Source organism: Acidobacteriota bacterium (assembly GCA_016716435.1).
Classification (GTDB): domain Bacteria; phylum Acidobacteriota; class Blastocatellia; order Pyrinomonadales; family Pyrinomonadaceae; genus OLB17.
Genome location: JADJWI010000001.1, coordinates 266,164 through 278,539, shown reverse-complemented (window position 1 = coordinate 278,539; position 12,376 = coordinate 266,164). Strand labels below are relative to the sequence as shown.

The 12,376-nt window shown below is 54.4% G+C and carries 10 protein-coding genes and 1 pseudogene; 8 read left to right on the top strand and 3 right to left on the bottom strand.

Annotation, left to right across the window (positions count from 1 at the left end):
• Positions 1 to 3 precede the first annotated feature (3 nt).
• The 3 genes from IPM21_01425 to IPM21_01415 all read right to left on the bottom strand — a co-directional run bounded on the left by IPM21_01425 (position 4) and on the right by IPM21_01415 (position 3,621).
• Positions 4 to 1,269, bottom strand: coding sequence for an ABC transporter permease (locus IPM21_01425; GenBank protein MBK9162576.1), 1,266 nt, complete (start codon positions 1,267 to 1,269; stop codon positions 4 to 6).
• A 4-nt stretch (positions 1,270 to 1,273) separates the two neighbouring features.
• On the bottom strand, positions 1,274 to 2,518 hold the full coding sequence (locus IPM21_01420) for an ABC transporter permease (protein ID MBK9162575.1): 1,245 nt from the start codon (positions 2,516 to 2,518) through the stop codon (positions 1,274 to 1,276).
• Positions 2,519 to 2,655: 137 nt separating this feature from the next.
• Positions 2,656 to 3,621 carry a carboxypeptidase regulatory-like domain-containing protein gene (locus tag IPM21_01415; GenBank protein MBK9162574.1) on the bottom strand — a complete coding sequence of 322 codons (966 nt, stop codon included), beginning with the start codon at positions 3,619 to 3,621 and terminating at the stop codon, positions 2,656 to 2,658.
• A 275-nt stretch (positions 3,622 to 3,896) separates the two neighbouring features.
• Here IPM21_01415 and sucD point away from each other — a divergent pair, with 275 nt between their 5' ends.
• The 8 genes and pseudogenes from sucD (at position 3,897) to rpsJ (ending at position 12,332) form a co-directional block, all read left to right on the top strand.
• Positions 3,897 to 4,781 carry a succinate--CoA ligase subunit alpha gene (sucD, locus tag IPM21_01410; GenBank protein MBK9162573.1) on the top strand — a complete coding sequence of 295 codons (885 nt, stop codon included), beginning with the start codon at positions 3,897 to 3,899 and terminating at the stop codon, positions 4,779 to 4,781.
• Positions 4,782 to 4,824: 43 nt separating this feature from the next.
• Positions 4,825 to 5,319: a carboxypeptidase regulatory-like domain-containing protein gene (locus tag IPM21_01405; GenBank protein ID MBK9162572.1), complete on the top strand. Its 495-nt coding sequence runs from the start codon at positions 4,825 to 4,827 to the stop codon at positions 5,317 to 5,319.
• A 244-nt stretch (positions 5,320 to 5,563) separates the two neighbouring features.
• Positions 5,564 to 7,042 carry a hypothetical protein gene (locus tag IPM21_01400; GenBank protein MBK9162571.1) on the top strand — a complete coding sequence of 493 codons (1,479 nt, stop codon included), beginning with the start codon at positions 5,564 to 5,566 and terminating at the stop codon, positions 7,040 to 7,042.
• 571 nt (positions 7,043 to 7,613) lie between these two features.
• The gene (locus IPM21_01395; GenBank protein MBK9162570.1) at positions 7,614 to 7,994 is read left to right on the top strand and encodes a 30S ribosomal protein S12; all 381 of its coding nucleotides are present in this window, start codon (positions 7,614 to 7,616) and stop codon (positions 7,992 to 7,994) included.
• 80 nt (positions 7,995 to 8,074) lie between these two features.
• Positions 8,075 to 8,545, top strand: coding sequence for a 30S ribosomal protein S7 (gene rpsG, locus IPM21_01390; GenBank protein ID MBK9162569.1), 471 nt, complete (start codon positions 8,075 to 8,077; stop codon positions 8,543 to 8,545).
• Positions 8,546 to 8,616: 71 nt separating this feature from the next.
• Positions 8,617 to 10,713: an elongation factor G gene (fusA, locus tag IPM21_01385; protein MBK9162568.1), complete on the top strand. Its 2,097-nt coding sequence runs from the start codon at positions 8,617 to 8,619 to the stop codon at positions 10,711 to 10,713.
• Between the two features lie 45 nt (positions 10,714 to 10,758).
• Positions 10,759 to 11,946 (top strand): elongation factor Tu, encoded by a 1,188-nt coding sequence (gene tuf, locus IPM21_01380; GenBank protein MBK9162567.1) that lies wholly within the window; start codon positions 10,759 to 10,761, stop codon positions 11,944 to 11,946.
• 66 nt (positions 11,947 to 12,012) lie between these two features.
• A pseudogene (gene rpsJ / locus IPM21_01375) lies at positions 12,013 to 12,332 on the top strand (30S ribosomal protein S10).
• The last annotated feature ends 44 nt before the right edge of the window (positions 12,333 to 12,376 follow it).

The following is a 12,376-nucleotide window of genomic DNA, read 5'->3' as shown; positions in this document are numbered from 1 at the left end:
TCCTTATTCGTACCGCAGGGCTTCGATCGGGTCGAGTTTGGCGGCTTTTCTCGCGGGGAGTACGCCGAAGACGAGGCCGATGAGGACCGAGACAGTGAGCGAGGTGATGATCATCCAGGGCTCGACCGTTGCCGGCATCGAGGGCACAAGGAGCATCAAAAGATTACTTATCGCGAGCGAAAGTACGACGCCGATAACGCCGCCGAGCAGCGTAAGAGCCATCGCCTCAGATAGAAACTGAAAAACGATCGCGGACCGCGTCGCACCGATCGCTTTGCGGATGCCGATCTCTTTCGTGCGTTCGGTTACCGAGACGAGCATGATGTTCATCACGCCGATGCCGCCGACCAGCAGCCCGAGCATCGAGATGGCGATCGCGGCGGCACCAATGCCGGCGAGCATGCCGTCAAACTGCCGCATAAAGTCGTCGGCCGTCTTGATGTCAAAGTCGTTCGGAGCGCCGAATTTCACGTCTCGCCTTACGCGCAGAATGCCCTCGATCTCTTCGACCGCCTCTTTGATCATTCCGTTCTTTGCCTGTGCAATGTGCAGCACGGCATCGCGCGTCGGGGCGACCTTGCGGGCCGTGCGGAACGGCAAAAAGATCTTCCGGTCCTCTTCATTCTCGCCAAAAAAGCCCGTCTTTCGCTTTTCCAGAACGCCGACGATCTCCCAAGACATTCCGTTCATTCGGATCGTCTTGCCGAGGGCTTCGTCGGGGTCGCCGTCAAATAATGCCTCGACCGCACTTATCCCGACAACGAGGACGTTTCGCCGTTCGAAATTATCGAGCTCGGTCAGCCAGCGGCCGTTCCGCATGCTGACGTTGGCAATATCTGCATAGTTCGGCGTAACGCCATCGGTCAGTGCCCACCGGTAATTCTTGTCCCGGTAGATCATGTTGTCGTCAAAGCCCGTGCCCCACGAACCGATGTTTACGGCTACCGAAGCCACATCCTGCATCGTTGAGGACTGCGCGACAATGGCGTTTGCGTCGTCGATGGTCAGCGGCTTGCGGTTCCGTTCATCGCGGTTGCTCGGGCCAAAGCCGGTCGAAAGATGGAAAAGATAGATGTTGTTCGTGCCGTATTCCTCAAACATCGAAACGATGTTGCTCCTCATTCCGGTCAGGATCGAAGCGACGACTATCGCCGTCAAGATGCCGACCACAATGCCGAGTATCGTCAGAAATGAGCGAAATTTGTTGCCCATGACGCTGTCATAGGCCATCTTCAGAACTTCGACCGGTAATGATGCTGAGATACTCATACGCTTAGTTCTTCGTCAGGGCGACGATCGGGTCGAGCCTTGACGCCTTCCATGCCGGATAAAGCCCGGCGAGAATTCCGATGCCGCTCGAGACGGCGATCGAGAGCACGACATAAAACGGGGTTATCGTCATTGTCATGCTCAGCAGAAAGCCGACGAGCTGGGTTGCACCGACCGCAAGCAGCAGTCCGAGCAGACCGCCGACAACGCAAAGCAAGGCCGATTCGATCAGGAACTGCAGCATTATCTGGTTGCGCGTCGCACCGATCGCCTTTCTCAGGCCGACCTCGAATGTCCGCTCCGTCACCGAGACAAGCATGATGTTCATCACGACGATGCCCCCGACGACGAGAATGATCAGCGTTATCGGTATAACGACCGCCGCGATCGCTCCGGTCACCTGGTCCATTGTCGAGTTAAATTCATCAACATTGACCACGCTGAATGTGTCCTCATCTGAACCGAGAAGCTGCCTCTTATTTCTAAGCAGCAGATGCGCCTCGTCGATCGCCGGCTTGAAGGTCTCCTTCTCGATGGTCTTTCCGTGGACCTGAATGCCGCCCGTCCGGTTAAAGATCTGGTTGTGCAGCGTGATCGGTATATAAAGGTGGCGGTCCTGCGATTGCCCAAAGAACGACCCGCGCTTCTGCTCAACGCCGATTATGGTTACGGGAACGCCCCGGATGCGGATCTCCTCACCTATCGGCGACTTGAACTCAAAGAACCGCTCGACAACATCGGACCCGATAACGGCCACCCGGGCCGAGCGCTCGACCTCTTCTTTTGAAAAGAATCGGCCGGCGGTCAGCGTCTTGTCCTCGATCTCATACATATTGTCGGTAACGCCCATGATGCGGACCGACGGCATCTCGACGGTGCCGACCTGAAGATCGGTGCCGGCGTTCATCTGCGCCCCGACGTAGCTGCAAAGCCGGCAATTGTCGCGAATATACTCGTATTCTTCCCAGGTTACGTCCTTATTCAAGCGGTTCTTTCGTTCATATTCTTCATCGGACATGTCGCCCATGCTCGCCATCCGCGTCATCATGAAGTGGTTCGAACCGAGCACCTTCGAGACCTGGTCGATCACGTAGGTCTTCAGGCCCGCGATCGACGCCCCGACCACGATCACCGCCGCCACACCAATAATGATGCCGACGAGCGTCAGCAAAGCCCGAAGCTTGTGCTCAAGGATCGATTTCAGTGCGATCCAAAAAGCGTCAAAATAAAAGGAATATAGCTGCCTCATCGTGTCGGGCTTTTCTGTTGATCCGGATGTCTGTCGCAATGTATAACGTCAGTTCGTTCAAAAAGGTTCGGGAATTTGCGACAAAAAAAAGAGGCCGCCTTTTCAGACAGCCTCCGAATCCTCATGGTTGAGTTCACCTATCTCGACCCATCGTCGATCGGAGTGATGTCGAGACCGTCGATGTTGTCGTTGAGTTCGACGAAGCGGGTCTCAAATCGATGGCGCTTAGAATTTACCGTCACAATAACCGATTGACCGGCCGCAAGCCCTTCGAATTCAAAGTGTCCAAACGAGCTCGTTCTTAGGATGTGGCTTGCTCCCTCTTGATCGACAAGCACGACCTCGGCATTGCTGATGCCGCGTCCCGAACTATCTAAAACTCTGCCCGCGACCGAAACACCGGCCGACGAAGGCACTGCATAGATCGGTACAGGACTGGAAGCGAAGGTTCCGGAGGCAGCCGCAGTCATTCCCTGCAGAAAGCTACCGGCTCCAAGTGAAAAACTTGGCGAAACGGAGGAGAAGCTAAAAGCGAGATTTCGCTGTGTAGTTGCCGCAAACGAAAGGAAATGCGACCCATAAACGACCGTGTGATCCGGCGTGGTTGCTGAGATATTCGCCGCGTTTCCGCCGTCAGATCCCGTCATCAATGGGTTTTGGACGTTTGGCGAAAAGACTGCGGTCAGCAAATTGGTTCTGTCGCCACCGCCTGTTCCGGGAGGTGCGGGCGTGTCCCGGATGACCTCGATGATCGTCACCTGATTGAGAGGCTGGTTGACGGTGCCGCCGCTCGAACTGCCGGGCAGGGTCGTCGTTGTTGTTACATAGAGGCGTGCAAACTGAATGCCCTGAAGTGACGGAGGCAGTCCGGCAATGTTCTGATAAATAAAGAAAACCGGCGAACCTCCCGGCACATGAGAAAGAGTCGCGTTCGTTCCGTTGTTGACAACAACGAAATCCTGTGTTCCGAACTGCTCGAGAAACTGGGCAAAGGTCGTTGTTTGACCAATTGCGGAAACTGCGAAAATAATAACGCAGGCGAAAGAAAGGCCGATTTTGCGAGAGAATGCAGAGATCCTCATCGGATGGAAAAATTTGTTCATCGCGGATATACCTCAAACTATTGGCTTGCTGAGTGAGAGCGTGACCGGGATGGGAGATTTGAAGCAAAATCGCTTCATATACAAGATAACAAAAACATTAGGTGTTTGTCCATGTTAAATTTTTGTAAAAAGCATTTACCTATACGTGATCGGTTTCCCGTAAAGTCCTTTTCCGCGTTGCAAGGCCGGTGATCAGGGTTTGTGTAACAAAATGGCGGTCGTGCTATACTGCCTTTTTGTTTTAACTCTGTTTCGCAAACCAGGAGAATTGCATTTTGGCAGTCTTAGTTGATAAGAACACGCGCCTGATCGTTCAGGGCATCACCGGTAAAGAGGGCACCTTTCACACGCTGCAGATGCGTGATTACGGCACGAACGTCGTTGGCGGCGTAACGCCCGGCAAGGGCGGGACTACCCACGAGGGCATTCCCGTATTCAACACCGTCGCCGACGCCGTAAAAGAAACCGGAGCGAACGTCTCGGTCATTTATGTGCCGCCACCATTTGCCGCGGACGCGATAATGGAAGCCGCAGATGCGGGCCTGCCGCTGGTCGTCTGCATCACCGAGGGAATTCCGGTCGCCGATATGGTTAAGGCGAATGAGTATTTGAGCACTCGTACGACACGGATGATCGGCCCGAACTGCCCCGGAATCATTTCGCCCGGCAAGTGCAAGATCGGCATTATGCCCGGCCATATACATAAGGAAGGCCGGATCGGCGTCGTTTCCCGTTCGGGAACGCTAACTTATGAAGCAGTCGGCCAATTGACCGCCCTCGGCCTCGGCCAATCGACCGCCATCGGCATCGGCGGCGACCCGATAATCGGCACAACGCACACCGACGCTCTTCGGCTCTTTCAGGAAGACGACGAGACCGATGCGATCGTGATGATCGGCGAGATCGGCGGAACTGCCGAAGAGGACGCCGCCGCCTACGCAAAAGATAACGTCACAAAGCCGATAGTCGCCTTCATCGCCGGCCAAACGGCACCTCCCGGACGCCGCATGGGCCACGCTGGTGCTATCATCTCTGGCGGAAAAGGCACCGCCGAAGAAAAGATGAAAGCGCTCAGGGCCGCCGGCATCCGCGTCGTCCAGTCGCCCGCCGACATCGGGAAGGCCATCGTCGATGTCCTGGGAGCCGGCGCCGCCGCTTGACCGGTTTAGATTGAACTTCGGTAGGAACGGGGAGAGGTTAGTAATGCGGTTGTTGATTCTTCTTTTTGTTTTTTTTGCTCTTTCTACAGCTACGGCTGCCGACACAGGTGTCGCGGACAGTAGCGGCCGCAAAATTGTTCTAACTGGAAACGTATTTGACCCGAACGGCGCGCTTGTCCCCGGTGCTCAGATCCGGGCGACAAGCGCATCAGGCGCGGTAACATCGACTGATTCGAGTGCCTCCGGTATTTTCTCTTTGCCCGTTGCTCCCGGCCTTTACAAACTCCAGATAACGAAATCGGGATTCATATCTGCTAATTTTCCGGAGTTTTTCGTTGTAAATTCGACGACCGGCAAGATGTATATCGACATCGTACTCTTTCCGGGGCTGTCCCATTCGCCATGCGGTTACTCAGGTGCCGAATGCCTTCCCGAGAATTTGCTTGTCGAATCGTTCGAGATCAGATATGTCCCGAGTCTGAAGCGACTGATCAGGGATCTTGGCCCCAAGGAGATCGAGCCAAATCGGCGCCCATAATAATTTATCGTCTAACCGCCCGTTGTCCATCGATCGATATTCCAAGGGCTGCCGATGTGGCAGCCTTCTGTGTCTTCCATCTGTGAGTTCTGTAGTACTTATTGGTAGATCATGGTCCGGTACCAACGACTCCAAAGAAATAAAACTCGAGTTCCGCATACCCTGCATTTTTAGAAAAATCTTGTAACAACGCCCGCCTTTGGAGTAAGCTACCTCAAATATTTTGCTCAAAGGCGATAACCATATGAGAACCGCGATTTTAGCTACGATCTTTGCCTCAATACTTCTCCTCTTTGCACCAAGTGCCGTCCTCGCCTGCTCGTGTGCCGAACGTCCGACTCAGGACAAAGAGTTCAATTCTTCTGAGAGTGTATTTATCGGACGGATAGTGGATAGCACTGCTCCAACACCGCGAGAAGAAGTACTCGGTCGAGACCCGGGCTTAACTGTAGTGGTGATCGAGAAGGTGTATAAGGGCGATCTTAAAGTTGGTGACCGGTTCACCATTTCCAATGGTGATGGCGTGAACTGCGCCTACACATTCGGACAAATGTCAGTTGGCCAAACGTGGCTACTGTACCTGAGAAAGCCGTATCCAAGGTCTGTATTCGACCTCTCGTCAGGGAAGTGGAAGGCTACCGGGGAAATGACGACCCACGTCAGTTTTTGCGGACGTTCAGGGCAAATTGACAGATCGAGCCACGACCTCGCATACCTGGATAACCTAGAACGGTATAGAGGGAAGAATCGACTATCGGGTAGGCTGATGGAAGCAGGACGGGATGTTCCTAATGTTGCCGGGATGCGGATAAAGATTATAGGCAAACAAAAAAGCTTTACTACTCGAGTCCTTGAATCGGGCTATTTTGAGATTTACGACCTTCCGCGTGGTGAATACACAGTTGATTTTGATGCGCCGTCGGGGTGGAAACTAGGTGATTATTACCATAGTGAATTTACGACATACCCTAACAGGTTTGATGACGAGGGCCTTGGCAAGAATCGGCGGCGTGTTTCCATCGGCGATGAACATTACGGACTTGATTTTTCCTTTGTACACGACACACGGGCCGCTGGCCAGATCCTTTCAGCTGAGGGCGTCCCTTTAGAACGTGTCTGTATTTCGGCGGTTCCGATTGACTTGTCTCCGGACCAATATGTGGTTTCCGCATGTTCTGCGCGAGACGGATCCTTCGATTTTGAGCAAATAAGGCCAGGCGCATATCATCTGGTCGCGAATCGCGACGGGAAGATCAGCGAAAAGGAACCGTTTGGTACGATCCTCTACCCGGGGGTTTTGAAACGGAGCGATGCCGGCGTCGTCGTAATAGAGCCGGGCCGCTATTTGACAAAATTGGATATTCAGATCCCGCAAATGATCCCTCTGATGGAAGTTTCGGGGCGGGTTCTGTATGCCGACAACAAGCCCGCTGATCGATCGTCGGTCCGATTTATACCGGCGGATAGAGAAAGCTACGCCGAGGTCGAAGCGCATTCGGAATCGGACGGGTCATTTGCCATAAAAGTACCTTTTGGGGCTGCAGGTGAAATAATTGCCGAAAGATATTTCTGGGACCATTCATATAGCTGTCCCCAAATAGTCGCTGCCCGCGAAGCCGAAAAGACGGACAAACTTAATACCTCGACTCTCGCAGTCACCGGCAAAGAATCGCTTTATAGCGTACAACTGAAATTCCCATTTGATTTCTGTAAGGAGAACTAGGGCAGATAGTCCGCCACAGGAGCCGAAGCTATCTTTCTAAGTTCAGCAGCAGGCAGCCTCGGAGTGGACCGCAGAAGCTTCGGGCAAAATTTCCGGGAAACTACTTGAAAGCCGCGGCGGGGCTTATTTTCGGAAATGTTCAGCACAAAGCGAAATCGACTCTCTTTGGACTTGACACAAATTGCCCAAAATCATACTATCTGAAGTTTCGGACTTTGACGGTCTGGGCGGTTTAGCAGTTCGTGACTACGTCTGCTGAGCAGGAATGTTTGAAAGCCAGGTCAGGAAGTGTTGCGTAAACGGCATCGAACCAACGATGCCTGGGGATCTTTGCGGGTTTTAGAACCGCTCTTCATTTGCCACGCTACAGCAAAGACGGGCTTTCTCGGGACATAGCTATCACCTTAATTCAATCAGCATTGGCTGCTTGAGCTAACTGCCGAACAGGTTTCGGCAAGAGTCAGGTAACGGATTGCTTTTGTCTTTTTAAATAGAGGCTGACGGAAATTGCCGCATTGCCTCGATTGATTAAGAAAAAGCCGGTCGATATTTGCCGGCTGCAAAGAAAAAGATGCCGACTATAAATCAATTGGTTCGCAAAGGACGCCAGAGGGTCAAGTACAAAACGGCCAGCCCCGCACTGCAGGCCAACCCGCAGAAGCGTGGAGTTTGCACGCGTGTTTACACCTCGACACCGAAGAAGCCGAACTCGGCACTTCGTAAGGTCGCACGTGTACGCCTTACAAACCAGATCGAGGTGACGACCTACATTCCGGGTATCGGCCACAACCTGCAGGAGCACTCGATCGTGCTCATCCGCGGCGGCCGTGTAAAGGATCTTCCGGGTGTGCGTTATCACGTCATTCGCGGAACGCTCGACGCCTCAGGCGTCGCAAACCGCAATCAGGCCCGTTCGAAGTACGGTGCGAAGCGTCCGAAGGGAGCGAAATAGTGAATTGTGAATAGTAAATCGTGAATAGAGCGACTATTTACGATTTACGATTAACGATTAACGATTGACGATCAACGAATATGGCAAGAAGAAGAGTTGCGACACGACGAGAGATACTGCCGGATCCGATCTACGGAAGCACGCTGGTGACCAAGTTCATCAACGGCATGATGTGGGAAGGCAAAAAGAGCACGGCCGAGGCCATCTTTTACAGCGCGATGGATAAGATCGGCGAAAAGACGGGCGAAGAGCCGCTAAAGGTCTTCAAGAAAGCCGTTGAGACCGTCGCTCCGGCCGTTGAGGTCAAATCACGGCGTATCGGTGGTGCCACATATCAGGTGCCGCTTGAGGTCAGCCGGGACCGACGCTATGCCCTTGCGATCCGCTGGATCGTCGGCAACTCGCGTAACCGAAGCGAAAAGACAATGAAAGACCGCCTCGTCGGCGAACTTTTGGATTCAACTCAGGGCCGCGGCGGAGCTGTTAAGAAGAAGGACGACGTCCACCGCATGGCCGAGGCGAACAAGGCGTTCGCACATTATAGATTTTAGTGAATCGTGAATCGTAAATCGTTAATAGAAGACGACCGCGATTCACAATTCACGATTTACGATTTACCAAAATGGCTAACATTAGCTTAGACAAATTTAGAAACATCGGGATCATGGCCCACATCGACGCGGGCAAGACCACGACGACCGAGCGCGTCCTTTTCTATACGGGCGTTTCGCACAAGATCGGCGAGGTCCACGAAGGCACCGCGACGATGGACTGGATGGAGCAGGAGCAGGAACGCGGCATCACCATCACATCCGCGGCCACGACCTGTTTCTGGAAGCGAAATGGCGTTGAGCACCGCATCAATATCATTGATACGCCGGGCCACGTTGATTTTACGATGGAGGTCGAGCGTTCGCTGCGTGTTCTTGATGGAGCGGTCGCCGTTTTTGACGGCGTCGCCGGTGTCGAGCCGCAGTCCGAGACAGTTTGGCGTCAGGCCGATAAATATAAGGTCCCGCGTCTTTGCTTCATCAATAAGCTCGACCGTGCAGGTGCCTCATTTGAACGCAGTTTTGATTCGATCCTTACCCGCCTCGGCGCAAATGCCGTCGCACTTCAGATACCCATCGGTTTAGAAGATCAGCTCAAGGGCGTCATCGACCTGATCGAAATGAAGGGCCTAATCTGGAATGATGAGACCAAGGGAGCGGAGTACGAGGTTGTCGATATCCCGGCCGATCTCGTCGATTCAGCAAAAGCTTGGCGTGAAAAGCTTGTCGAGGCCGTTTCGGGCATTGATGACGAGCTGATGATGAAGTACCTCGAAGGCGAGGAAGTTACCGCCGACGAGATCCGCAAGGGGCTTCGCAAGGGCACGCTCGAGCTCAAGATCGTTCCGGTCGTTACCGGTTCGGCATTTAAGAACAAAGGCGTTCAGACGCTTCTTGATGCTGTTGTAGATTTTCTCCCGAGCCCACTGGATATTGAGGCCGTCGAGGGAATTAACCCCAAGACCGATGAGTCCGAGCCGCGTCCGGCAGACCCGAAGGCACCGTTCTCGGGCCTCGTGTTCAAGCTGATGGCCGATAAGCACCTTGGCCAGCTCGCCTTTGTCCGCATCTATTCAGGCACCGTCAATTCAGGCTCCTACGTTTACAACACGATCAAGAATACGAAAGAGCGCGTCGGCCGTTTGATGCTCATGCACGCCAATAAGCGTGAGGACGTCGAAACCGCATCGGCAGGCGAGATCGTCGCGATCGGTGGTATGAAGAATGTCACGACGGGCGACACCATCTCGGACGAAACGAAACAGATCATTCTCGAATCGATGGAATTCCCCGATCCGGTCGTTCGTGTTGCGGTCGAACCGAAAACACGTGCTGACCAGGATAAAATGGGCGTCGCGCTTAACCGCCTCGCTCAGGAAGACCCGTCGTTCCAGGTTTCTACCGACCACGAAACGGGCCAGACCATCATCGCCGGCATGGGCGAACTTCACCTTGAGATCATCGTTGACCGCATGAAGCGTGAGTTCAGCGTCGAGGCGAATGTCGGTAAGCCGCAGGTCGCCTACCGAGAGACCATTACGATGGGAGCTCCCGGCAAAGAGATCTTTAAGAAGCAGTCCGGCGGCCGCGGCCAGTTTGGCCACGTCGAGCTTGAGATCGAGCCCGCACCGGGCGAAGGCTTTGTTTTCGAAGATAAGATCACAGGCGGAGCGATCCCGCGTCAGTTCATCAAGCCGGTCTCGGAAGGCATCAGGGACGCGATGCGTCGCGGTTACCTTGCAGGCTATGAGCTTGTTGATATCAAGGCGAGGCTCGTTTTCGGTTCGTATCACGAAGTTGACTCGGACGAGCGTTCATTCCACATCGCCGGTTCGCTTGCGTTTCAGGACGCAGTGAAAAAGGCAAAGCCGGTCCTGCTCGAACCGATCATGAAGGTCGAGGTCGTGACGCCGGAAGAATATATGGGTGCGGTCAATGGCGACCTTAATCGCCGCCGCGGCCAGATCGAGAAGATGGAACCGCGTCCGGGCAATGTCTCGGTCGTGACGGCCTTCGTCCCGCTTTCAGAGATGTTCGGCTATACGACCGACCTCCGTTCGGCTACCCAGGGACGGGCGACCTCGAGCATGCACTTTGAGCGTTATGCCGAGGCTCCGAGGAACGTCGCTGAGGAGATCATCGCGAAAGTAAAGGGAGCAAGTAGTTAGTTTAGAGTTCCGCCTGCGGGCGGCATCAAAACTTGAGGAGAAAAGATGAGCAAAGAGAAATTCGACCGGAGCAAGCCGCACGTGAACATTGGGACCATTGGGCACGTGGACCACGGCAAGACGACATTGACGGCAGCGATCACGAAGGTGATGTCGAAGCACAATCCGAAGATGATCGTGCGGGCATTTGATTCGATCGACAACGCGCCAGAAGAGAAGGCACGTGGTATCACGATCGCGACGGCCCACGTTGAATATGAGACGGCGAACCGCCACTACGCCCACGTTGACTGCCCGGGCCACGCTGACTATGTGAAGAACATGATCACGGGAGCGGCGCAGATGGACGGAGCGATTCTAGTGGTGGCAGCGACGGACGGCCCGATGCCGCAGACCCGCGAGCACATCCTGCTCGGCCGCCAGGTCGGTGTTCCGTCGATGGTCGTGTTCATGAACAAAGTGGACATGGTCGATGACGAGGAACTGCTTGAGCTGGTCGAGATGGAAGTGCGTGAGCTTCTCTCAAGCTACGAGTTCCCGGGCGACGACATCCCGGTCGTTAGAGGCTCGGCCCTGAAGGCACTCGAAGGCGACCCGGCATGGGAGCCGAAGATCGACGAACTGATGCAGGCGGTGGATGACTACATCCCGACACCTGCCCGCGAGACGGACAAGCCGTTCCTGATGCCGGTCGAAGACATCTTCACCATTCAGGGCCGCGGCACGGTCGCAACGGGAAGGATCGAACGCGGCGTCATCAACGTCAACGAACCGGTCGAGATCGTCGGTATCAAAGATACCCGCAACTCGGTCGTGACCGGCGTCGAGATGTTCAAGAAGCTTCTCGATTCGGGAATGGCAGGCGACAACGTCGGGCTGCTGCTCCGCGGTGTTGAGCGTAAAGAGATCGAACGCGGACAGGTCATCGCCAAACCGGGCTCGATCACGCCGCACACCAAGTTCAAGGCCGAGGTGTACGTCCTGACAAAAGAAGAAGGCGGCCGCCACACCACGTTCTTTACGGGATACCGTCCGCAGTTCTACTTCCGCACAACGGATGTGACGGGAGTCGCGAACCTGCCGACGGGCGTCGAAATGGTGATGCCGGGCGATAACATCCAGATGGAGATCGAACTGATCGCCCCGATCGCGATGGAAAAGGGACTCCGCTTCGCTATCCGCGAAGGCGGCCGCACAGTAGGTGCCGGAACCGTCTCGGAGATCGTTGAATAAGATAGCAGTCAGCAGTGAGCAGAAACGGTCTGCTCACTGCTAACAGCTCACCGCTCGCTGAATTTTATGTTGAACGAAAAAATTCGCATCAAGCTTAAAGCTTACGACCATCGCGTTCTTGACGAATCGACCAAGAACATCGTCGAGACGGTCAAGCGTACCGGAGCCCGGCTCGCCGGCCCGATCCCGCTTCCGACGGTCAAGAACAAATGGACCGTGCTTCGCTCGCCGCACGTCGATAAGAAGTCGCGTGAGCAGTTCGAGATCCGTACGCATAAGCGGTTGATGGACATTCTCGACCCGACGGCTGAGACGGTCGATGCTTGATGCGGCTTGATCTGCCGGCCGGTGTGGACGTTGAGATCAAGGCCTTTGGTAAGAATTAGTTGGCCGAGTTATCGAGTTACTGAGTTGCAGAGTTGTTTCTGCT

Excerpts from the sequence above, each read along its gene's own strand:
- IPM21_01425 (MBK9162576.1), bottom strand. The coding sequence starts at position 1,269 with ATGAGTATCTCAGCATCATTACCGGTCGAAGTTCTGAAGATGGCCTAT.
- IPM21_01420 (MBK9162575.1), bottom strand. The coding sequence starts at position 2,518 with ATGAGGCAGCTATATTCCTTTTATTTTGACGCTTTTTGGATCGCACTG.
- IPM21_01415 (MBK9162574.1), bottom strand. The coding sequence starts at position 3,621 with ATGAACAAATTTTTCCATCCGATGAGGATCTCTGCATTCTCTCGCAAA.
- IPM21_01405 (MBK9162572.1), top strand. The coding sequence starts at position 4,825 with ATGCGGTTGTTGATTCTTCTTTTTGTTTTTTTTGCTCTTTCTACAGCT.
- IPM21_01400 (MBK9162571.1), top strand. The coding sequence starts at position 5,564 with ATGAGAACCGCGATTTTAGCTACGATCTTTGCCTCAATACTTCTCCTC.
- IPM21_01395 (MBK9162570.1), top strand. The coding sequence starts at position 7,614 with ATGCCGACTATAAATCAATTGGTTCGCAAAGGACGCCAGAGGGTCAAG.
- rpsG (MBK9162569.1), top strand. The coding sequence starts at position 8,075 with ATGGCAAGAAGAAGAGTTGCGACACGACGAGAGATACTGCCGGATCCG.
- fusA (MBK9162568.1), top strand. The coding sequence starts at position 8,617 with ATGGCTAACATTAGCTTAGACAAATTTAGAAACATCGGGATCATGGCC.
- tuf (MBK9162567.1), top strand. The coding sequence starts at position 10,759 with ATGAGCAAAGAGAAATTCGACCGGAGCAAGCCGCACGTGAACATTGGG.